Genomic DNA, 22355 nt, shown 5'->3' on the forward strand with positions numbered 1-22355 from the left:
AGAACGCGTTCGTGGCTCTCATCCTACGTGCAGCGGAGCGTGCCTCCGGATCGGCGCCCACCCGGCGCGGTCCGTTCAGAAGGTCACGAAGGTCTCCCTGGCGAGGAAGAACCCGTGGCCGGTCGCGCTGTCGATGCAGGTCACGCCGGACTCCTCGCTCAGGCACGCCGTGGTGCCCGACGGCTTCGTGCGCGAGCCGTAGGGCAGCGTCGGCTCGCCGCCCCTGCGGATGCTGTCGGAGTTGCACACCGGGTACGCCGCGTCCTGGCGGAGCTCGATGCGGCCGATGTCCTTGGGGCCCTGGGCCCCGCAGATGGAGGGCAGCGGCGGGGGGATCCGGCCCTTGGCGACCTCGCACGCCGCAGCGGTGGAGTCGGTGCTGCGCTGGCACACGATGTTGCCGGTGGGACTCTGGAAACGGCTGGTGACGCCGGCGACCGGCTTGGCCCGGTCGATCCGTGCCTTGGCCTCGGCGAAGGACTTCGGGGCGCCGCGCTGCGGGCCGGCCGCCATGGCGCTGGGCACGTCCGCCGAGCTCGCGGCGGCGGTGGGGATCGCACTCGGCGTGGCCGCTCCCGCCCCGGTCGCGGCCGGTGCGGGCGGGTCGACGGTGACCGTGACGGTGCGTCGCGGGGACGGCAGGTCGGTGGACCCGCAGGACGCCAGGACGGCGACCACGGCCACGCCGGCGGCGACGGCGGGGACGAGCGCAAGGGCACGGGACGGCATACGGCCGGCCTGCCGGGACAAGGACGACATGGCCCGAGAGTCTGCCACGGCGCCCGTGCTGCCGAGGGCGGCCGGTTCGGGCCGCGCGGCCGCGGTGACCTACGCTGAGGAGGTGTTCCGGCGCCTGCTCACCCCTCGCTGGGTCGGCATGTTGGCCGCCCTGCTCGTCGTCGTCGCCGCGTGCGTCCTGCTCGGCCTCTGGCAGCTCGGCGTGGCCCGCGACTCGGGCCGCAAGGACGTGGTGGCCGCCGCCTCGAGCCTGCAGCGCGCCCCGCTGCAGCAGGTCACCGCACCGCACAGCGCGTTCCGGGGGGAGTTCTCCAACCGTGCCGTCACGGTGACGGGGACGTATGCCGCCGGGCGCAGCCTGCTGGTCGTCGACCGCCGCCTGGGCGACCGGCTCGGGTCGTGGGTGGTCACGCCGCTCGAGACGCAGGGCGGCACCGTCCCGGTGCTGCGCGGCTTCGTCGACGGCACGCCGGCCTCGGTCCCCGAGCCTCCCGCAGGTGTCGTCACCGTCAGGGGCACGCTGGGACCGGGGGAGTCCCCCCAGCCCGGTGACCCGCTGCCCGCGCCGCAGGTGCGCTCCATCGACCTCGCCTCCCTCGTCAACGAGTGGCCGGGCGAGCTCTACAACGTCGTCGTGCTGGCCTCGGCCGAGTCCGCGGGCCCGACGACCGGCACCCCCCTGTCCGAGGCAGGGCTGACCCGCGTCCCACCGCCCCAGCTCGACGCCCCCCTCAACCTGCGCAACGCGGCCTACGCGGTGCAGTGGTGGGTCTTCGGGATCTTCGCGATCTGGATGTGGTGGAAGATGTTCCGAGCAGAGCAGGAGGCGGCCGAGCCCGTCGCCGCACCGAGAGAAGGCGTCCCGACGTGAGCACGTACCCCCAGACCCTGGCCAAGCCGCAGCAGATCCGCTCGGCCCTGTCCGCCTACCGAGTCCTCGCGACCGTCGCGGGCTTCGCGCTCTTCGTCCTCATCCTCGAGATGGTCATGAAGTACGTCTTCAAGCAGACCAACCTCCTGACGCAGTACTGGAGCCCGATCCACGGCCTCATCTACTTCGCGTATGCCGTGTCCGTCGCCAACCTGGGCCTCAAGGCCGCGTGGGGCCCGGTGCGCATCGTCAAGAACCTCCTCGCCGGCTTCGTGCCGGTCGTGCCGTGGGTGGCGGAGCGACGCAACACGGTGCAGACCGAGGCCCTGCTCTCGCGGGCCTACACGGCCGGCACGCCGGGCCCCGGGTCCTCCTGACCCGCTTCCCGGTTGGGGGCCACGAGTCCTGCCTCGTAGGCGTGGATGACCAGGTGGACGCGGTCGCGCGCGCGGAGCTTGGAGAGCAGGTGCGCGATGTGCGTCTTCACGCTGCTCTCTGCGAGGTGCAGGTCGGCCGCCACCTCGGCGTTGGTGTGGCCGCGCGCCACGAGGCGCAGGACGGCCAGCTCGCGCGGGGTGAGCTCGGCCAGCGGGTCCCGGTCGGGCGGCGTGAACGGTAGGTACTGCGCGTAGCGCTCCAGCAGCCGCTTGGTGACCGCAGGGGCCAGCAGCGCCTCTCCCCGTGCGACGACCCGGACGGCCTGGACCAGCTCCTCCGGCGTCGCGTCCTTGAGCAGGAAGCCGCTGGCACCTGCCCGGAGGGCGGCGACGATGTACTCGTCGAAGTCGAAGGTCGTCACCATCACGACCCGGGTGCGCGAACCGCCGTCCCCCCGGACGATGCGGCGCGTGGCCTCGAGCCCGTCCAGCACGGGCATGCGGATGTCGAGGAGCGCGACGTCGACCCCCAGCCTCGTCGCGAGCTCGACGGCCTCCTGGCCGTTGGCCGCCTCGGCCACGACCTCGATGTCGCGCTCACCCCTCAGGCAGTCCGCGAGCGCACGCCGCATGAGCGGCTGGTCGTCAGCGATCAGCACCCGCACCGTCACGTGCCACCTCCAGAGCTGGGACGGGGAGGACGCAGTCGACGACGAAACCGCCGTCGGCGGCCGGTCCCGTCCGCAGGACGCCCCCGAGGAGGTCCACCCGCTGCTGCATCCCCAGCAGGCCGTTGCCCGACGCGGACTCCGTGGACTCGGTGGGTTCGGTGGGTTGGGTGGGCTCGGAGGGCTGGGAGGCGGCGTTGCAACCGAGGTCGCGCACGACGAGGTGGAGCTGTTCCGTCCCGAAGTCGACCAGGACCCTCACGGGGGAGCCGCTGGCGTGCTTCATGGCGTTGGTGAGGGACTCCTGCACGATGCGGTACGCGTTGAGCTCGACCGTGGGTGAGAGCGGTCGCCGGTCACCGGTCACCACGAGCCGGACGTCCGTGCCCGTGGCGGCCAGCCTGGCGACGAGGTGCTCCAGCCGGTCCAGCCCCGGTGCGCGGGCGCTCACGTCGTCGCCGATCGACCGGAGCACCCCGACCAGTCGCCTCATGTCGGTCAGTGCCTCCCTGCCGAGGGACTCGATCGACGTGAGCACCTCGGCCGAACCGTGGCCGCCGAGCTGCTCCCGACGCCGGGCGGCACCGGCCTGCGCCACGATGACCCCGACGTCGTTGGCCACCACGTCGTGCAGCTCCCGCGCGATCGTGGCCCGCTCCTGCGCGGCGGCGAGCGCAGCCACGGTCGACTGCTCCTGGGTCAGGTGCCGGGCCCGCTGCTCGAGCAGGCGGGTTCGCTCCTCCAGCAGGCGGGTGCGGATCCGGCCGAGCCGGTACTGGCGGCCCAGCGCCCAGGCGGCGAGGATCGCGAGCAGCTCGGTCAGGACCTCGTCGTCGACACCGGTACCGAACCGAGCGAACGCACTCACCGCCATGGCGAGCAGGGCTGGGACGAGGGCGACCGCGGACGCAGCGAGCGACCAGCGCTGGCCGACGGTGAAGGCTGCGACGACGACGGCATACGGCAGCGGAGCCGGGGGGTAGCCGGCGACGTTCCCCGCGACGGCGGCGAGCGTGGCGACCAGGAGCACCCAGCCGGGGAACGAGCGCCGCCAGAGCAGCGCTGCACACGCCACCAGGGTCAGGGCGGCGCCCATCCGGTCCAGACCCAGGAAGTGCAGGGGCGCGTCCTCGGTGTCCAGGGCCTGCTTGGAGCGCTCGATGAAGCCGACGAGCGACGCGGTCGCCACGACGAGGACGAGGGCGACGTCGGCGAGCGAGACGGCGCCGGGTGTCTGGTCCGTGCCGTGGTCACCGGGGCTGGGCACCGTCCTCCCGGAGGCGGGGACGGGGCCCTCCTGGGGTAGGCCCACCTGCTGCGGCCGGAGGAGGCGAAGTGAGGTCTGGCGGCGGAAGACCACGACCATCACCCCCTAATAGCCTCGAGCATCACCGTACGACGGACTCCCAACGAGGGGAGCGGGAATGACTGCCATTGCCCCGTGCCTGCACGTGCCGACGAGGCTCCCGAGCCGCTCGAACCGCTGCGCTGCAGCAGGGACCCGGCCATGAGTCCCGGGGCGCTCGTCGGCGCGAACCCGCGGTTCGGCCGGCTCGTGCTCGCCGTCGCCGCCGGCATCCTCGTGCTGGGGGCCTCCGCCCTCGGCTCGGCCAAGCTCGACTTCCTGCCCGAGTTCATGCCTCCCTCCGTCCAGGTGCAGACCGAGGCCCTCGGGCTGTCGGCAGCGGAGGTGGAGCAGCTGATCACGGTCCCGCTCGAGCAGGACCTGCTCAACGGCGTGCCCTGGCTGGACCGGATCCACTCGCGTTCACAGCCGGGACTGTCGGCCATCGACATCCTCTTCGAGCCGGGGACCGACCTCTACGCGGCCCGGCAGATGGTCCAGGAGAGGCTGACCCAGGCCCACGCGCTGCCCAACGTCGGGAGCCCACCGATCATGGTGGAGCCGCTCGCATCGGCCAGCCGGGTCGCCATGATCGGGCTGCGCTCCACGACGGTGCCGCTCATCGACATGTCGGTCCTTGCCCGGTGGAAGATCCGCCCCCGCCTCATGGGCATCCCCGGCGTCGCCAACGTGTCGATCTACGGGCAACGCGACCGGCAGCTGCAGGTGCAGGTCGACCCGGCGACCCTGCACCGGCAGGGAGTGACCCTGGATCAGGTCATCGAGGCGACCGGCAACGCGCTGTGGGTCTCGCCCCTGACGTTCGTGGAGGCCTCGACCCCCGGCACGGGCGGCTTCGTCGAGGGACCGAACCAGCGTCTCGCCGTCCAGCACGTGCTCCCGATCACCACGGCCAAGAACCTCGCCCAGGTCTCGGTCGAGGGTGATTCGTCGACGAAGCGCCTCGGCGACGTGGCCCAGGTCATCGAGGACCACCAGCCGCTCATCGGCGACGCGATCACCGCCGAACCGTCTCTCTTCCTGGTCATCCAGAAGTTCCCCGGAGCGGACACGGAGACCGTGACGAAGGCGGTCGAGGACGCGATGGCCGGCCTGCGCCCGGGCCTGAGCGGGATCGAGGTCGACACGTCGGTCTACCGTCCCGCCAGCTTCATCGAGAGCGCCGCCCGCACGATCGGGATCGCCGGCGCGGCGGGACTGGTCGCGCTGACGATCGGCGCCCTGCTCCTCTTCTGGTCACTCCGGGCGGCGTTCGTCATCGCCGGCTCGGTCCTGGTGTCGGTGACGACCACCCTCTACGTCCTCTACCTGCGCGGGAGCACGCTGACGAGCATGACGCTCGCCGGCCTGCTCGTCGCGGTCGTGCTCATCGTCAACGAGGCGGCGAGCGACGTCGAGACCGTGCGGGCTGCCTGGCGCGCCGAGCAGTCGGCCGGAGGGGTCCGGTCGGCGCGGGACGTCCTCACCGACGCGCTGGGTGCAACCCGGCGGACGGCGTTCGTCGGTCTGCTGGCCTGCGCGCTCGCTGCGGTGCCGCTGCTGGCTCTCAGCACGCTGGCCACCGCCTTCACGCGGCCGCTCGTCCTCACCTACGTCCTGGCCCTTGCGGTCGCCCTGGCCGCCGGACTCACCGTGACGCCCGCCCTCCTGCTGCTGTTCCTGCGGGACCGCACTCCCGTGCGTCGTGAGACCCGGCCGGTGCGAGCCGTCGCCGGCTTCCTCTCGAGGCTCGTCTCGCGGGTCGCCACGACGCGTGCCCTGGTGTGGTCGCTCGTCGCGGGGCTCGCGGTGGTGGGGGTGGGAGTCTCGACGGCGGCCGTGATGCGCGGCACTCCCGCCCTGGTGCCGACGGCGCGCGACCTCGACCTGCTGCTGCACGTCGACATGCCCACGGGTACCTCGCTGACGGAGATGACCCGGGTGTCGGACCGGATGTCCGCCGAGCTGCGGGCAGTCCCGGGGGTCACGGCGGTCGGTGGGCACGTCGGCCGGGCCGTGAGCTCCGACCAGCTCGGGGACGTCAACAGCGGGGAGCTGTGGCTCACGCTCGACGGCGCTGCCGACTACCAGTCGGTGCGCGACTCGATCGACCGGGTGGCTCACCGCTACCCCGGCGTGAGCACCGCGCTCATGACCTACACGACCGATCGGGTCGACCAGGCGACCGCCGCGGGCACCCACGACATCGTGGTGCGGCTCTTCGGCCAGGACCTCGCCGCCATGCAGGCCACGGCCGCCAAGGTCGCGGGCGCCATGTCGACCGTGTCGGGTGTCCAGGGCGCACGGGTCGTGGCCACCCCGCGACAGCCGACCGTGCACGTCGAGGTGGACCTCGCCGCCGCCGACCGCGCCGGCCTGCGGCCGGGCGACGTGCGTCGTGCGGCCACCACCCTGGCAAGCGGACTCGTCGTGGGCAACCTGTACGAGCAGGCCAAGGTCTTCGACGTGGTGGTGCTCGGGACGCCGACGACCCGGACCAACCTCACGGGTTTCGACGACGTCCGGATCGACACGCCCAGCGGGTCCCAGGTGCGCCTCGGTGATGTCGCCAAGGTGACGGTCGCGCCTGAACCGGCCACGATCGTGCACGACCAGGCGCTGCGCAGCGTCGACGTCGTGGCCGACCTCACCGGCAGCGGGGCCGCGGCGGTCGTCTCCGACGTCACCACGGCCGTCAACCGGGTGCCGATGCCGAGCGAGACGCACCTGCAGGTGCTGAGCGACGCGGCCGACCGGGAGGCCGACGCCAAGCGGGTGGCCCTCGTGTCGCTTGCTGTCCTCATCGGGATCCTGCTCCTCCTCCAGGCCGCCACCAACAGCTGGCGGGCCGCCGTGGCGCTCGTGCTGCTGGCACCGCTCGGAGGGGTCGGTGCGGTGCTCGTGGCGCCCGCCGTCGGCGGTCTCGAGTCGACCGGACCCCTGCTGGGGGTGTTCGCCGCCATCGCGCTCACGCTGGTGGGCGGTCTCGTGACCGCACGTGGCATCGGAGCACGGGTGCCCCTGACCGCCCCCGCCGCATCGGCCGCACCGGCCGGCTCGGTCGGCTCGGCCGGCTCGGCCGGCTCGGCCGGCTCGGTCGGCTCGGTCGGCCTGACGGACCCGGCCGGCGAACGTGTCGGGCCGCCCGCGGTCTCGGTGGCAGCGTCCGCCACCGAGCGCGTCGTCCCCGTCCTGCGCACCGCCGTGCTCGTCGCGCTCGTCGTGGCGCCGGCCGCCCTCCTCGGGGACCGCGCCGGCTCCGAGGTCCTGCAGCCCTTCGCCGTCTCGCTCCTCGCGGGTCTGGTGACGAGCTCGTTCGTCGTGCTGTTCCTGGTCCCTGCCCTCTGTGGCGCCCCGAAGGGAGCCCAACGATGATGACTGCCAAGCAAGCGGGGCTGGCCGCCCTGTGCCTGCTCCTCGTACCGGGCGTCGCCGCCTGCGAGACGTCCTCGGCCCAACCGGCGGCGAACCCGCCGGCCGTGGTCTCGGACGTGCCCGGGTCGGACGTCAAGACGGTGCAGCTCACCGACGACGCCGCGGCAGCCGCAGGCATCGCGACGGCACCGGTCGCCCGGGCGGGCACCGCTGGTGAGCTCACCGTGCCCTACGCCGCCGTGATCTACTACCTCGACGGCACCACCTGGACGTACCGGCAGGAGTCGAAGAACACGTTCCGTCGCGTGCCGATCACGGTGAAGTCGATCTTCGGCAAGGTCGCCACCCTGACGTCCGGGCCACCGGTCGGCTCCAAGGTCGTCGTCGTCGGTGCCCCTGAGGTCCTCGGCGCCGAGCTCGAGATCAGCGGCGAGCAATGAGCGCGCGGCGCGGAGTCATCCGCTGGATCGTGCAGTCCAGCCTGAACCTGCGCTTCCTCGTGGTCGCGGTGTCGGTCGTGCTGATGGTGCTCGGCTTCACCTCGCTCTCCCAGATGCGGGTCGACGTGTTCCCCGAGTTCGCTCCGCCACGCGTGGTCATCCAGACGGCGTGCGTCGGCCTGTCGACCTCTGACGTCGAGGAGCTCGTGACCGTGCCCCTCGAGCAGGGGCTGAACGGTCTGCAGGGCCTGGACGACATGCGCTCGAAGTCCGTCCCGCAGCTCTCGTCGATCGAGCTGCTCTTCTCGCCCGACACCGACCTGCTGCACGCCCGCCAGCTGGTGCAGGAACGTCTCGCCATCGTCTCGCCGAGCCTGCCCACCTGGGCCGCGCCACCCGTGATCCTGGCACCGGTGTCCGCCACCGGGCGCGCCATGCAGATCGGCATGACTTCGAAGAAGAGCTCCCTGATCCAGATGTCGATGTCGGCGTACTGGAACATCCGCACCCGGCTGCTCCAGGTGCCGGGCGTGGCCAACGTTGCCATCTGGAACGAGCGCCTGCAGCTGATGACCGTGCAGGTCGAACCGGCCCGGATGGCCCGCAAGGGCGTGTCCCTCGACCAGGTCATGGAGTCGACGGCCGATGCGGTCGACTCGGGCCTCCTGAGGTTCTCCAGCGGCAGCGTCATCGGCACCGGGGGCACGATCGAGTCGGCCAACCAGCGCCTTCCCGTGCGCAACGTCCTGCCCATCATCACGCCGGCCGACCTGGCCAAGGTCCCCATCAAGGACGCCGGCACGGCGCCGGCGAGGACGTCGACGACTGCATCCCCCCCTGCCTCCCCCCCTGCCTCCACCCCTGGCTCCACCCCCGGCTCCACGACTGCCTCGGCCCCGACCGCCGGGACCGCCCCGGCTCGTGGCGCGAGAGGCGTCGCGAGGAGCGAAGAGGGCGACGGCCGTGCTCCCACGCTGGGCGACGTCGCGAAGGTCGAGGAGACCCACCAGCCGCTCATCGGGGACGCGGTGGTCGACTCGCAGCCCGGCATCCTGCTGGTGGTCGAGAAGCTGCCGTGGGCCAACACGCTGGAGCTGACCTCGGGCGTCGAGGCGGCCATCGCCCAGCTCAAGCCGGGTCTGCCCGACATCAACTTCGACACCCACGTCTTCCAGCAGGCCGACTTCGTCAAGCTCGCCATCTCGAACCTGTCCCAGTCGCTGCTCCTCGGCTTCCTCCTCGTGGTCGCCATCCTGATGCTGTTCCTCTTCGAGTGGCGGGTGGCCCTGATCAGCCTGCTGACCATCCCCCTGTCCCTCGTGGCCACCCTGCTGGTGCTCAACCTGGCCGGGGCCACGATCAACACGATGACCCTCGCCGGCCTCGTCATCGCGCTGGGGGCGGTGGTCGACGACGCCATCATCGACGCGGAGAACATCGTGAGGCGACTGCGCGAGCGGCGGCTGTCGGGTAGCACGGAGTCGACGGCGTCGGTGATCCTGCACGCCTCGCTCGAGGTCCGGAGCCCGATCGTCTACGCCACCTTGATCATCGTCGCCGCAGCCATCCCGGTCTTCCTGCTCCAGGGGCTCACCGGGGCCTTCTTCCGGCCGCTCGCGGTCTCCTACACCCTGGCGATCGTCGCCTCGATGGTGGTCGCGCTCACCCTGACGCCGGCGCTGTGCCTCATCCTGCTGCGCAAGGCGCCGATCGAACGACGCACCTCGCCGGTGGTCCGCTGGCTCCAGCGCGGCTACGTCGCTGCGCTGGGTCGCATCGCGGTCCGCCCCCGGGGGGTGTATGCCGCGGCGGCCGCCGTCACCGTCCTCGGCGCGTTCGTGGGGTCGGGGCTCGGCCAGAGCCTGTTCCCGGCCTTCCAGGAGCGCGACTTCCTCATGCACTGGGTGGCGGCGCCCGGCACCTCGGACGCCGAGACGGTGCGCACCACCACAGCCGTGAGCAAGCAGATCCGGGCGGTTCCGGGCGTGCGCAGCTTCGGGGCGCACATCGGCCAGGCGCTGCTCGGGGAGGAGGTCTTCGGGGTCAACTTCGGCGAGAACTGGATCAGCCTGGACCCCTCCGCCGACTACGACCAGACGCGTGAACGGATCGACGCCATCGCGGCCACCTACCCCGGCCTGTTCGCGGAGGTCCAGACCTACCTCGACGAACGCGTCGAGGAGGTCCTGACGGGTGGCAAGGAGCCGATCATCGTGCGGGTCTACGGCGAGGACCTCCACGTCCTGCGCTCGAAGTCCGCCGAGATCCTCAAGCTGCTCGCGTCGATCCCGGGCGTCAAGGAGGCCCACACCGACATCTCCCAGGACATCCCGCAGGTCGAGGTCCGCGTGAAGCTCGACGCAGCCGAGAAGGTCGGGCTGAAGCCGGGGGACGTGCGCCGTGCTGCAGCGACCCTCGTGGCGGGGGAGGAGGTCGGCGACATCTTCCGGGCCGGCCGGGCGTACGACGTCGTCGTGTGGAGCACCCCGCAGACCCGGTCGAACGTGACCGCCCTGGAGCAGCTCCCCATCGACACGCCCTCCGGCACCAAGGTCAGGCTCAAGGACGTGGCCGACGTGTCGGTCCAACCCAACCCGAACACCATCGAGCGCCAAGGTGACTCGCGCCGACTCGACGTGGGCGCCGGCGTGGAGGGCAGGGACCTCGGCTCGGTCGTCAACGACCTCAACGCCAAGCTCGCGAGCGTCAGCTTCCCCCGCGGCTACCACGCCGAGGTCCTGGGGGAGTACCAGGAGCGCCAGACGGCCCAGAGTCGGCTGCTCACCTCGGCCATCGCCGCCGGGCTGCTCATCCTCCTTCTCCTCCAGACGTCCTTCCGCAGCTGGCGGCTGGCCATCCTCGTGTTCCTCACGCTGCCGATGGCCCTCGTCGGGGGCGTGCTCGCCGCCTGGGTGGCCGGCGGGATCCTGTCGCTGGGGTCGCTCGTGGGCTTCTTCACGGTCTTCGGCATCGCCGCACGGAACGGGATCCTGCTCATCAACCACTACCAGCACCTCGAGCAGGAGGAGGGCATGGAGTTCGGTCTCCCGCTGGTGATCCGGGGCGCCAAGGAGCGCCTCGCGCCCATCCTCATGACGACGCTCGCCACCGGCCTCGCGCTCGTGCCGCTCGTGGTCCTCGGGTCCCGCCCGGGGCACGAGATCGAGCACCCGCTCGCCGTCGTGATCCTCGGCGGCCTGGTGACCTCCACCCTGCTGAGCCTCTTCGTCGTCCCATCGATCTACCTGCGTTTCCACCGACCGCTCGACAAGCCGGCGCCCGTGGCCGGCGCCGAAGGAGAAGCCCATGCGACCTGAGAAGCTGCACCTGCGGCGTGCCGTCACGGTCCCCGTGCTGATCGCGACCACCGCGCTCCTGGCCATGATGGTGTTCCTGGCGCCCAAGGCGACGGGCGCGGGCACGAGCCCGACCACGAGCACGCCTGAGTTCTCGCACCCGCTGGACACCGACTCGAAGTACTTCCCGCTGAAGCCCGGGATGCGCTTCTCCTACGAGGGCACGGTCAAGGACGCCGAGGGCACCCATCTGCACCAGATCGTCTTCGTCGTCACCGACCTCATCAAGAACGTGAACGGCACGAGGGCCCGCGTCGTCCTCGACCGGGACTACAACGACGGCGAGCTCAGCGAGGCGGAGCTGGCCTTCTTCGCCCAGGACGAGGCCGACAACGTGTGGACGATGGGGGAGTACCCCGAGGAGTACGAGAACGGGAAGTTCCAGGGAGCTCCGAGCACGTGGATCGACGGGGTCCGTGGCGCCCACGCGGGCATCCTGGTGCCGGGTCGACCGATGCTGGGCACCCCGCCGTTCGTCCAGGGACGGGCGCCGGCCATCGGCTTCTACGACGTCGGGCAGGTCGTGGCCAGGGACCTGGGCACCTGCGTCCCGACCGGGTGCTACTCCGGCGTGGTCAAGATCAAGGAGTGGGCCCCCAACGCCCCCGAGGACGGCAACCAGCTCAAGTACTACGCGCCACACGTCGGGCTGGTGCGCATCTCCGCCCAGGGCGGGGACTCCCAGGAGGTCATGGTGCTGAAGTCCCTCCGCAAGCTCTCCCCGGCTGAGCTGCGGGCCGCGCGGGCGGACGCACTCCGTCTCGACCACCGGGCCTACCAGGTGTCCAAGGACTACTGGGCCACCGGCCCGGCACACCGGCCTCGGTGATCTGGGGAGATCGCGTCGGGCGCCAGCCACTAGGCTGGCGCCCGTGAGCGACGCGCATCCGACCGACCTGCAGAGCCACCCCGTCCTCGTCGTCGACTTCGGCGCCCAGTACGCCCAGCTGATCGCTCGGCGCGTGCGCGAGGCCCAGATCTACAGCGAGGTCGTGCCGCACTCGATGCCGGTCGCCGACCTGCTCGCCAAGGAGCCGGCGGCGATCATCCTGTCCGGCGGCCCGAGCTCGGTCTACGAGGACGGCGCACCGCGCCTCGACCCGGCACTGCTCGAGGCCGGTGTCCCGGTCTTCGGCATGTGCTACGGCTTCCAGTCGATGGCCCAGGCTCTCGGCGGCACGGTGGCTCGCACCGGCGCACGTGAGTACGGCAAGACCGACGCCTCGATCGGCGAGGCCGACTCCACACTCTTCGCCGGACAGCCGACGAGCCAGGTCGTCTGGATGTCGCACGGCGACTCGGTGACGGAGGCGCCCGAGGGCTTCACCGTCACCGCGACGACCGGGGGTACGCCGGTGGCCGCCTTCGAGGACGACCAGCGGCGCCTCTACGGCGTGCAGTGGCACCCTGAGGTGCTGCACTCCGAGCAGGGCCAGCGCGTGCTCGAGAACTTCCTCTGGAAGGGTGCGCGCATCTCACCCGACTGGACCCCGGGCCACGTCGTCGACGAGCTGGTCACGACGATCCGCGAGCAGGTCGGTGAGGACCGCGTGCTCTGCGCCCTCTCCGGCGGAGTCGACTCGTCGGTGGCGGCAGCCCTGGTGCAGAAGGCGGTCGGCGACCAGCTGACCTGCGTCTTCGTCGACCACGGCCTGCTGCGCGAGGGTGAGGCCGAGCAGGTCGAGAAGGACTTCGTCGAGGCCACCGGCGTCGACCTGGTCGTCGTCGACGCACGCGAGCGTTTCCTCGACGCGCTCGCCGGGGTGACCGACCCCGAGGCCAAGCGCAAGATCATCGGGGAGCAGTTCATCCGCGTCTTCGAGCAGGCCGCCCGCGACGTCGTCCACGACCGGGGCGACGAGGAGCACCCGGTCAAGTGGCTCGTGCAGGGCACGCTCTACCCCGACGTCGTCGAGTCCGGTGGCGGCGAGGGGGCGGCCAACATCAAGAGCCACCACAACGTCGGTGGCCTGCCCGACGACCTCCAGTTCTCCCTCATCGAGCCGCTACGCACCCTGTTCAAGGACGAGGTGCGCCAGGTCGGGCTCGAGCTCGGCGTCCCCGAGGCCATCGTGTGGCGCCAGCCCTTCCCGGGGCCCGGCCTCGGCATCCGCATCATCGGGGCCGTCGACGCGGAGCGCCTCGCCATCCTGCGCCGGGCCGACGCCATCGCCCGTGAGGAGCTGACCAGCGCCGGTCTCGACCGCGACATCTGGCAGTGCCCCGTCGTGCTGCTGGCCGACGTCCGCTCCGTCGGGGTCCAGGGCGACGGCCGCACCTACGGCCACCCTGTCGTGCTGCGACCCGTGGCCTCCGAGGACGCGATGACCGCCGACTGGGCCCGCGTGCCCTACGACGTCCTCTCCGCGATCTCGACGCGCATCACCAACGAGGTCGAGGAGGTCAACCGGGTGGTGCTCGACGTGACGAGCAAGCCGCCGGGCACCATCGAGTGGGAGTGACGCCCCTTCCCCCGGGTCGGGCACCACACCGCTGGAAGCACCGCTGGGGCCCCCGCTGGACGCACCGCTGGACCGGGCCCGGCGTGGCGCTGCTGCTGGCCCTGGGCCTGGTGGTCGTCACGGTGAGCGTCGTGCTGGGCGGCCCGACCGTGGGGCTCGACGACGCCGTCGTGTCCGCGACGCCCGGCAGGGGCAACGGGCCGGTCGTGCCCGACGTGCTGACCCTGCTCGTCGTCGACATCGCGACGCCGGCGCTGTGCGTGGCTGCCGTGGCCGCCGTGACGGCGGCGCTCTGCCTGCACCGCAGCCGGTGGGCTCCCCTTGCTCTCTCCGGACCGGCGCTCGCCCTGCTCACCGGCACGGTGCTGCTCGGCAAGTCCGTCATCCCGCGGGCGGGACCCGTCGTGCGGGAGATGCCGAGCGACCTCGGCTACTACCCCTCGGGCCACACGGCGACCGCGCTCGTCTGTGCGGGGCTCGTGGCCGAGATCGTCTCCCGGAAGTGGCCGGGGCGACGCAGGCAGGCCTGGGCGGCCGCCGCGGCGTGGACCCTCCTGGTCGCCGGGTCGCTGCTGTGGTTGCACTTCCACTGGCTCAGCGACGTGGTCGGCTCGATGTTGCTCGGCTCGCTGCTGCTGTGGCTGCTGCTGCGGTGGCCGCTGCGGCTGGGCCCGAGGGTGGCACCGCCTGCCGCCCCGGGTGCCTCCTCCGATGCCGGCCCGAGGGCCGACTCGCGTGTCGGCCCGCAGACGCGGCACGGGGACCCCTCCGCGGGCCGTTAGGGTTGAGGCCATGTGTGGAATCGCGGGCTACCACGGGTTCGAGGCGGACGAGGCGCTCCTACGGCGCATGAACGACTGCCAGCAGCACCGGGGCCCGGACGGCGAAGGGATCTTCGTCGACGGCCCCGTGGGCCTGGCGCACCGGCGCCTGTCGATCATCGACGTGGCGCACGGGCAGCAGCCGATGCAGACCAGGGACGGCCGCTTCACCATCGCCTACAACGGCGAGGTCTACAACTACCTCGACCTGCGCACCGAGCTCGAGGGGCTCGGTCGCACCTTCGAGACCGACAGCGACACCGAGGTCGTCCTCGAGGCCTTCGCCGAGTGGGGCGACGAGGCGTTCGACCGGTTCAACGGCATGTTCGGCATCGCGATCTGGGACGCCGAGAAGCAGTCGCTGACGCTGGCCCGCGACCACTTCGGCATCAAGCCCGTGTACGTGTGTCGCGTGCCGGGCGCGGGCCGCGGCGGTGCCGACGCGTGGCTCTTCGCGAGCGAGATCAAGCCGATCCTCGCCAGCGGGCACTACGACAAGCGCCCCAACGACCGCACCATCTACCGCTACCTGCGCTTCCGCATCCACGAGGACGGCCGGGAGACGTTCTTCGACGGCATCGAGCGCCTCGAGGCCGGCGAGGTCATGACGATCTCCGCCCAGGGGGTCGAGCGGCGCCCCTTCACCCGCCTGCGCGAGGAGCTCGCCGAGCTCGCGAAGGAGCAGCGGCCCTACGACGACGCCGCCGCTGCCGAGTACAAGTCGCGCCTCATCGAGTCCGTGCGTCTGCGTCTGCAGTCGGAGGTGCCCGTCGGCACCTCCCTCTCCGGTGGCCTCGACAGCTCGGCCGTCGCGGTCATCATCAACCGCCTCATCAACGAGGGTGACGCGACCACCGAGTCGGTCGGCACGCGCCAGAACACCTTCTCGGCGGTCTTCCCCAACTCCGTCAACGACGAGGAGCGCTACGTCGACGACGTCCTCGACATCTGCCGCGGCCACGTCGCCGCCCACAAGATCAAGCCGACGCCCTCCGAGTTCAAGGAGGACCTCCTGGACTTCGTGCGCACGCAGGAGGAGCCGCTCATCAGCAGCGGCCCGTACGCGCAGTACCAGGTCATGCGCGAGGCCACCAGGCACGTCACGGTCCTGCTCGACGGCCAGGGCGCCGACGAGATGATGGCCGGCTACATCCCGTACTACTTCGTCTACCTGCGCCAGCTGCGCGCCCAGGGCGCCCTCAAGGCTGCGGCCGAGCTGAGCAAGTCGCTCGACGTGCTCTACCGGCTCGGCCGGTTCAAGCTCAAGGCCAAGCTGCGCGGTCGCAAGGACGTTCCCACCACCTCGCTGCTGGGCCGTGACTTCGTCGCCGCGCACTCGGGCGAGCGCTACACGACCGAGGGCTCCAACCTCAAGAAGCGCCTCATCGAGGACCTCTTCGTCGGCTCGCTGCCCTCGCTGCTGCGCTACGAGGACAAGAACACGATGCGCTTCTCGCTCGAGGGCCGTGTGCCGTTCCTCGACAAGGAGGTCGTGAAGTTCGTCTTCAGCCTCTCCGACGAGGCGATCATCAAGGACGGCTGGAACAAGCGCATCCTGCGCGATGCGACGCGCGACCTGCTGCCCGAGTCGATCAACCGGCGCCGCAACAAGATCGGTTTCACCACGCCGCAGGGCGAGTGGTTCATGCGCCTGAAGAACCACCTCTACGGCGTCTTCCTGTCCGAGTCGTTCGCGAACCGGCCCTACTTCGACCAGACCGCGGTGCTGCACGCGTTCGAGGGCTGGATCAAGGGCACCAACGACGTCGACTCGATGACGTTCTGGCGCCTGCTCAACCTCGAGCTGTGGCTGCAGGAGTACTTCGACGACAAGCCGGAGCAGGCTCCGGCCCCTCGCGTCAAGACCGACTACGAGCCCAACGCCCGCAAGCAGCTCGACCTGGTGACGAGTGACGGCACGGCCGTGCGCCGTTACCCGCTGCGCACCGACCTCTACGCCCGCGAGGACGACCTCGACGCCAAGACGCTCACCTACATCGACCGCTTCTTCGCCGGCCTGCCCGACGCCGGTGGCGACCACGCCGGCGCGACGACCGGCAAGTGGTACTTCTTCATCTCCGAGAAGATCGTCGCCATCACCCAGGGCCGTTCCTACTTCATCTGGGACATCAAGGTCTCCCGCCCGGCGCGCGTGCTGTCCCGCTACGTCACCCGCACGCCGGCCGGCATCGGCCTCGGGTCGCCGTTCACGATGCAGCTGGCGATCGAGGAGGTCGGCCTGCCGCGCGTGCTGTACGCCTCGGCCGGCGGCGCCGTCGGCAAGGTGCTCGGCCGCAAGGGCCTCTTCTACGAGCTCGTCGGCAACGACATCCGCGCGATCGACGGGCCCACCGAGTACTCCGTCTACCCGGCCAACGTGTCGGCGAAGCTCGCGCCCAAGGACCCCGACGAGGTGGCCGCGCGCCTGTCGGCGGCGATCCGCGCGCGGGTGCCCGAGGCGTACCGCAGCACCTTCGGCGGCACGGTCGTGATGGACGCCAACGACATCGGCCGCAACGTCCTCGGCATGGACGCACCGGGTCCGAAGGAGCGCTACGAGGCGATGTTCGCCGACAACCCGCTGGGCCAGGGCTCCGAGCAGACCCCCATGGCCGTCGTCTTCGAGAAGCCCACCACCCCCTGAACCGTCGAGAGGCCAAAGTTCGCCGGTCACAGCCCGTCGAGAGGCCAGAGCTGGCGGGTCGCGGTCAGGGCAGGTCGGCGAAGACGTCCCGGCGGATGGTCGAGCCGGGCGGCAGTGACCGGTCGACGAACCACTCGCGGCCGAAGACGAGGTCGTAGAGCGGCCGCGGGATGCGCAGGAACGCTGCCAGGGTGCGGTCGGCGCCGCCGTCGGCGCTCGCCTGCGAGGCATGGGCCCGCATCGAGGCGCGCTTGGCGGCGATGTGGCGGCGCACGCTGATCCGGTGGGTGATCTCGCTGCGCGCCGAGAAGGCCCGATCGAAGCTCGATCGGTCGAACTCAGGAGGGAAGCGGTAGACCTTGGCGACGAGGTCGATCGCGCGGCAGATCGCGTCACGTGGCACCGTCGCCTCGAGCACCCTTGCCGTGCCGGCGAGCTCTGCCGCGCGCCGGCCGACGAGGTGGACCTGCTTGTGGTCGGGGTGGCCGTAGCCGCCGTTCGGCTCGTAGTGCAGGAGCACGTCGACCCGCTCCTCGCGGAGGATCGCGGCCAGCCGGCCGGCGGCCTCCTCGACGTCGGCGCGGACGAAGCGGGTCGTGCCCGGCGGGTCGGGGGCGACCTCCGGCCCGAGCCCGCTGTCGGCGTAGCCGAGGTGCTCGACACGCGCCACGCCCAGAGCCCTCGCACTGGCGCGCAGCTCGTCCATCCGGGTGGCGGCCAGCCTGCCCGGCGCAGTGCCGTCACCGGTGAACTCGGCCGAGGCCAGGCCCAGCTCCCCGTCGGTCGCGACCACGAGGATGACGCGGTGCCCCTCGGCGGCGGCGCGCGCCATCGTCCCGGAGGTCAGCAGGGCCTCGTCGTCGGGGTGCGCGTGGAAGGCGAGGAGCGTGTGGGGCACAGTCACCCATCTTGGCCCATGGCACAGTGTCTCCCGTGAAGGTGGCGCTGCTCTCCGACTGTTACCTGCCCCGGCTGGGCGGCATCGAGGTGCAGACGCACGACCTCGCGCAGCACCTCCGCCGTGCCGGCCACGAGGTGGAGGTCTTCACGGCGACGCCTGGGCCCGGGGGCGAGATGCACGGCGCCGTCACCGAGGTCGACGGCGTGCCGGTCCACCGGATGGCTGCGCGGATGCCGTGGGAGCTGCCCGTCAACCCGTTCGCCCCGCCCGAGCTGCGCCGGCGTCTCGTGGACGGGGCCTTCGACGTGGCCCACGTCCAGACCGGCGTCGTGTCCCCGTTCGCCTGGGACGCCACGCGGGTCGCGCTCCGCGTCGGCCTGCCGACCGCGATGACGTGGCACTGCATGCTGGCCGGTGTCGCACCGGCCTTCCGCGCCGCGGGTTTCGTGCGCCGCTGGGCGGCCCGGGGAGTCGCGATGTCGGCGGTCTCGGACGTCGCGGCCGCTCCGCTCCGCCGGCTCCTCGGGCCGAGGATGGCGGTCGGGGTGCTCCCCAACGGCATCGACGTCGAGCGGTGGACCGTCGGGCCGGTCGCCCGCGAGCCGGGGCCGCTGCGCCTGGTCACCGCGATGCGGCTCGCAGCCCGCAAGCGGCCGGCCGCCCTGGTGGAGCTCGTGGCCGAGGCGGCACGAGACGCCGGCGCCGGCTCGGTGTCCCTGACGATCCTCGGCGAGGGACCGGATCGCCGGAAGGTGGAGGATCTCGTGCGCCGGCGGGGCCTCGACTGGGTGTCGCTGCCGGGCCGGGTGTCGCGCGACGAGCTGCGCGAGCGGTATGCCGCCGCCGACGTCTACCTGTCACCCGCGCGCCTGGAGTCGTTCGGGATCGCAGCCCTCGAGGCTCGGACCGTGGGTCTGCCGGTCATCGGCCGATCCGGTTCCGGCATGGGCGAGTTCGTGACCGACGGCGTCAACGGGCTTGTGGTGTCGAGCGACTCGCAGATGGCGGCCGCGATCGCCAAGCTTGCCAGCAACCCCGAGGAGGTGGCGCGCATGCGCGCCTGGAACGTCGCGCAACCACCGTCGCAGGACTGGCCACAGGTGGCGGCGCTCGCAGTGGCGGAGTACGAGCGCGCGGCCGACCCGGTGCGCCGATGAGAACCAACGTGCCCGGCGGCCTGCGCGTCGTCGGCCTCACGGCCGAGGGTGCCCGCGTCGCCGAGACCCCTCTCGGGCACGGGCAGCACCCCGACGTGGTGCTGGGTGCCGCCGGCTGGCTCCTCGAGACCCCGGTGTTCGCGACCGTCCGAGACGACGGGGCGCTCGAGCTCGGCTACCGCGTGCGCGAGCTGGACGGCATACGTCCTCGGGCCCAGGCGGTCCGGCGGGACCCCGGTGTCGGTGACGACGAGGTGGGGGAGCCCTACCAGCGCGTGGCGGCCTACGCCGTGGTGACCAGCCAGCGGGGGCTGCTGCTGACGCAGTTCAACTCGCAGACGCACGTGTCGGGGGACTGGGGCCTTCCGGGTGGTGGCCTGGAGGAGGGCGAGTCCCCGGTCGAGGGCGTCCACCGGGAGGTGTGGGAGGAGACCGGCCAGCGCATCGAGCTGGGCGAGCTCCTCGCCGTGCAGTCCCAGCACTGGGTGGGCCGCGCGCCCGCCGGCGCGCTGGAGGACTTCCACGCGGTCCGGATCGTCTATGCGGCAACGAGCCCCGAGCCGACCGACGTCGTCATCCACGACGTCGGCGGCACGACCTCCGATGCGCGCTGGGTGCCCGTCGACCGTCTCGGTGACTACCCGCTGACGGCGTCGTGGCGCAGCCTCGAGGCGCTCGCCCGGCTGCGGCGGCTCCGGTCCGACGACGACTGACCGGCCCAGCCGGGGCCCGGCCGGTCAGGGACACGACGCTCCGTAGGATGTCGGCCATGGACCTCGTCTACAACATCCTCGTCGCCCTCCACCTGCTCGGCATGGCCGCGGTCGTGGGCGGCTGGATCGCCGTCCGGGCCGGGCGCACCGTCATCGCCCCGATCCTGTGGGGCGCGCGGGCGCAGCTGGTCACCGGCCTCGCCCTCGTCGGCGTCGCCGAGGCGCTCAACGACGAGGAGCACCACGTCAACAACGCCAAGATCGCCGTCAAGCTGGTCATCGCGCTCGTCGTGCTGGCGGCCGCCGAGATCGGTGCCGCCCGAGGGCGCAAGGGCCGTGACACCGGCAGCCTGCTCGACGTGGCCGGAGGCGCCGCGGTCGTCAACGTGCTCGTCGCCGCGATCTGGTGACGTGACGACCTGACGGAACGGATGCTGGGATGCACTGGGACGCAGGTGTCCTCGCCGGCCTGCTCATCGGCGTGGTGTGGCTGGTCGCCGGGACGACCCTGGTCGTGCTGGGCCGTCACCGCCGCCGCGTGTCGCGGGCCGACGGGGCCGGCAACATGGCCGTCATCGGCTTCTTCCTGCTCGCGGTGGCCGGGCTGACCTGGATCGCGACCCTGCTCCTCGCCCTGGTCCCCGGCAGCTCCTAGCCCAACTCCTAGCCCACGGTGAAGCGCGCCCCGAGCGCGATGACTGCAGGCACCGACGGCGAGGTCAGGAAGTGCGTGACGCGGTGCACGATGCCCGTCTCGACGTCCCAGCCCATGATCCACGTGCCGCTCGGAGCGACGGAGAGGTAGAGCAGCTCGCCCCGGACCGTCCACCCCAGCACGGTGCAGCAGGTCCGGTCGCGAGGCTGCTCCTCGCCGAACACCAGCATGCGTTCGTAGCCCACCTGGGTGGTCGCCACGATCACCGTGCGCGGCGAGACGGCCTGCAGCCCACGGGCCTCACCGGACTCGAGGGCGAAGGCGGACGCGTACTGCGTCGCGTCCGACACCGTATCGCCGACCGGGTGCAGGCGGGGCCAGCCGACGGGGATCGCTCGGGCGGAGGCGTCCGGGGAGTGCTGGTCCAGGACCGCCTGCCCCTTCTCCACCCGGAACTCCCGGGCGCCGGGCCGGCGCGGCGGGTCCGGAGCCGGCCAGCGCGGCGAGAGCCCCGGGGACCACGTGCCCTCGGCGGAGCCGGCGCGGAGGTAGCCGCCCAGCCACCCCGCCCACTGCAGGTCCGGCGACGGGATCGCGACCTCGTGGGCAGAGCGCGTGGCGACGTCGACGACCACCACGCCCCCGGGCTGCGGGAAGGCCAAGGAGGTCTTGTCCGCCGAGAACGCCCACACGTCGAGCGGCGGCTGGCCCGTCCCCGTTCGCAGGCTTGTCAACGAGACGGTGTCGAGGGTGAAGAGCTGGCCGTCGCCCCAGACCACGACGGGCACCCACCGCCCCGGCCCGCGCTCCTCGAGGTAGACCGCGTCGCCGAGGGCGTCCAGCCCGCTCGGCTGGTGGCTGCTTGCCAGCTGGTGGGGCCGGCTCGGGTCGATGAGCGGGGCGATGCCCGTGTCGAGCCACGGCTGGCTCGCCTCCGTGCCTGCCGTCGGGGCGACGGCGTACTTCAGGCCGTCGATCGTGGTGTGCCACACCGCCTCGGCGGCCTGTGGCACCGGCGTCAGGCCGGCCGTCGCGGCAGACCCCATCCCGGTCAGCCCGGGGAGCCCGGTGTAAGCAGCCGACCCGGAGACCCCGGTGGCGGCCGGCCCACGGCCCGCGGCCCAGATCCCGGCCCCCCCGAGCGTCGCCGCGACGGCGGCCGTGAGGAGGCGGCGTCGCACCGTCGACCGCGCCAGCAGCATCTGCTGCCAGGCGCGTTCGGCGAGCTCGGCCTCGCGCACGCCGGCGCTCGCCTCCTCGAGCAGGGCGCGCACCTCGCCGTCGCTCCGCGCCGGGCCGATCGCCGCCACACGGCCCGCCATGCCGGCCGCCACGACAGCGCTCCGGGTGAGTCGGTCGCGCCCGGCTCGCTCAGCCTCGCTGACCCGGTGGCCGGTGAGCCCGAGGGCCTCGGCCGTCTCGTCGACGGACCGGCCCTCGAGGCAGCGCAGCACCAGCACCGCGCTTTCCCGTGCCGTGAGCCCGACGAGGATCGGGACGTCGGGAGAGGGCCGCGTACCGGTGCGGGCGACGTCCTCCGCGACGAGCATCGAGTCCCGGTGGACGCGCGCCCGGACGAAGGCGTCCGGCGACCTCTCGGGAAGGTGGCGCCAGCGGCGCGCCAGCCCGGTGAGGACCCGTAGGACGACCTCCTCGGCGCGGGCGTGGTCGCCGGTCACGAGCCAGGCGCCGCGGAGCAGCTGCAGCTGCCGTGCTCGCACGTAGCCGGCGAAGTCCGCGTCGATCCCGCGCATACGCCCTCCTCTTCCAAGGATGGACGCAATCGCCGGCCGATCCCACCCCCCAGAGGGCCGGGTCGCGCTGCCGTATGC

At 72.1% G+C, this 22355-nt stretch carries 18 protein-coding genes; 13 read left to right on the forward strand and 5 right to left on the reverse strand.

The features are described from left to right. Positions 1-75 precede the first annotated feature (75 nt). On the reverse strand, positions 76-759 hold the full coding sequence (locus tag LQK93_RS13910; protein ID WP_374968373.1) for a hypothetical protein: 684 nt from the start codon (positions 757-759) through the stop codon (positions 76-78). Here LQK93_RS13910 and LQK93_RS13915 point away from each other — a divergent pair. Both LQK93_RS13915 and LQK93_RS13920 read left to right on the forward strand, forming a co-directional pair. Continuing rightward, positions 758-1609: an SURF1 family protein gene (locus tag LQK93_RS13915; RefSeq protein ID WP_374968374.1), complete on the forward strand. Its 852-nt coding sequence runs from the start codon at positions 758-760 to the stop codon at positions 1607-1609. The genes LQK93_RS13910 and LQK93_RS13915 overlap by 2 nt on opposite strands. Further along, positions 1606-1986, forward strand: a complete 381-nt coding sequence (locus LQK93_RS13920) for a DUF3817 domain-containing protein (protein WP_374968375.1) — start codon at positions 1606-1608, stop codon at positions 1984-1986. The genes LQK93_RS13915 and LQK93_RS13920 overlap by 4 nt, the downstream gene beginning before the upstream one ends. Here the strand turns inward: LQK93_RS13920 and LQK93_RS13925 are convergent. Together LQK93_RS13925 and LQK93_RS13930 are read right to left on the reverse strand one after the other, a co-directional pair. Continuing rightward, the gene (locus tag LQK93_RS13925; RefSeq protein ID WP_374968376.1) at positions 1950-2657 is read right to left on the reverse strand and encodes a response regulator; all 708 of its coding nucleotides are present in this window, start codon (positions 2655-2657) and stop codon (positions 1950-1952) included. The genes LQK93_RS13920 and LQK93_RS13925 overlap by 37 nt on opposite strands. Next, positions 2632-4020 carry a histidine kinase gene (locus LQK93_RS13930; protein ID WP_374971511.1) on the reverse strand — a complete coding sequence of 463 codons (1389 nt, stop codon included), beginning with the start codon at positions 4018-4020 and terminating at the stop codon, positions 2632-2634. The genes LQK93_RS13925 and LQK93_RS13930 overlap by 26 nt, the downstream gene beginning before the upstream one ends. A gap of 75 nt (positions 4021-4095) precedes the next feature. On the opposite strand from LQK93_RS13930, the gene LQK93_RS13935 reads away from it, so the two are divergent. From LQK93_RS13935 to asnB, 7 genes are read left to right on the forward strand one after another with little or no spacing between them, the layout of a single operon-like run. Beyond that, positions 4096-7374: an efflux RND transporter permease subunit gene (locus tag LQK93_RS13935; RefSeq protein WP_374968377.1), complete on the forward strand. Its 3279-nt coding sequence runs from the start codon at positions 4096-4098 to the stop codon at positions 7372-7374. Further along, the gene (locus LQK93_RS13940; protein ID WP_374968378.1) at positions 7371-7814 is read left to right on the forward strand and encodes a hypothetical protein; all 444 of its coding nucleotides are present in this window, start codon (positions 7371-7373) and stop codon (positions 7812-7814) included. Before LQK93_RS13935 ends, LQK93_RS13940 begins: the two co-directional genes overlap by 4 nt. Continuing rightward, a complete protein-coding gene (locus tag LQK93_RS13945) occupies positions 7811-11131 on the forward strand; it encodes an efflux RND transporter permease subunit (protein WP_374968379.1) in 3321 nt (1106 codons plus the stop codon). The genes LQK93_RS13940 and LQK93_RS13945 overlap by 4 nt, the downstream gene beginning before the upstream one ends. Beyond that, positions 11121-11999 carry a hypothetical protein gene (locus tag LQK93_RS13950; protein WP_374968380.1) on the forward strand — a complete coding sequence of 293 codons (879 nt, stop codon included), beginning with the start codon at positions 11121-11123 and terminating at the stop codon, positions 11997-11999. Before LQK93_RS13945 ends, LQK93_RS13950 begins: the two co-directional genes overlap by 11 nt. A gap of 43 nt (positions 12000-12042) precedes the next feature. Then, positions 12043-13632, forward strand: coding sequence for a glutamine-hydrolyzing GMP synthase (guaA, locus tag LQK93_RS13955; protein ID WP_374968381.1), 1590 nt, complete (start codon positions 12043-12045; stop codon positions 13630-13632). Next, the gene (locus tag LQK93_RS13960; protein WP_374968382.1) at positions 13629-14414 is read left to right on the forward strand and encodes a phosphatase PAP2 family protein; all 786 of its coding nucleotides are present in this window, start codon (positions 13629-13631) and stop codon (positions 14412-14414) included. Before guaA ends, LQK93_RS13960 begins: the two co-directional genes overlap by 4 nt. A gap of 10 nt (positions 14415-14424) precedes the next feature. After that, positions 14425-17097, forward strand: coding sequence for an asparagine synthase (glutamine-hydrolyzing) (asnB, locus tag LQK93_RS13965; protein ID WP_374968383.1), 2673 nt, complete (start codon positions 14425-14427; stop codon positions 17095-17097). Between the two features lie 64 nt (positions 17098-17161). Here the strand turns inward: asnB and LQK93_RS13970 are convergent, their stop codons facing one another. Next, positions 17162-17995: a PIG-L deacetylase family protein gene (locus LQK93_RS13970; RefSeq protein ID WP_374968384.1), complete on the reverse strand. Its 834-nt coding sequence runs from the start codon at positions 17993-17995 to the stop codon at positions 17162-17164. Between the two features lie 35 nt (positions 17996-18030). On the opposite strand from LQK93_RS13970, the gene LQK93_RS13975 reads away from it, so the two are divergent. From LQK93_RS13975 to LQK93_RS13990, 4 genes are read left to right on the forward strand one after another with little or no spacing between them, the layout of a single operon-like run. Next, entirely contained in the window at positions 18031-19155 is a 1125-nt protein-coding gene (locus tag LQK93_RS13975) for a glycosyltransferase (RefSeq protein ID WP_374968385.1), read from the forward strand. After that, on the forward strand, positions 19152-19868 hold the full coding sequence (locus LQK93_RS13980; RefSeq protein ID WP_374968386.1) for an NUDIX hydrolase: 717 nt from the start codon (positions 19152-19154) through the stop codon (positions 19866-19868). Before LQK93_RS13975 ends, LQK93_RS13980 begins: the two co-directional genes overlap by 4 nt. Positions 19869-19915: 47 nt before the next feature. Further along, a complete protein-coding gene (locus LQK93_RS13985) occupies positions 19916-20278 on the forward strand; it encodes a hypothetical protein (RefSeq protein ID WP_374968387.1) in 363 nt (120 codons plus the stop codon). 29 nt (positions 20279-20307) lie between these two features. Then, complete coding sequence (locus tag LQK93_RS13990; RefSeq protein WP_374968388.1) at positions 20308-20523, forward strand: hypothetical protein; 216 nt, start codon at positions 20308-20310, stop codon at positions 20521-20523. Positions 20524-20531: 8 nt separating this feature from the next. Here the strand turns inward: LQK93_RS13990 and LQK93_RS13995 are convergent, their stop codons facing one another. Beyond that, the gene (locus LQK93_RS13995) at positions 20532-22277 is read right to left on the reverse strand and encodes a sigma factor-like helix-turn-helix DNA-binding protein (protein WP_374968389.1); all 1746 of its coding nucleotides are present in this window, start codon (positions 22275-22277) and stop codon (positions 20532-20534) included. Positions 22278-22355: the final 78 nt, after the last annotated feature.

The organism is Terrabacter sp. BE26 (genome assembly GCF_041941675.1).
In the GTDB taxonomy this organism is placed as follows: Bacteria; Actinomycetota; Actinomycetes; order Actinomycetales; family Dermatophilaceae; genus Terrabacter.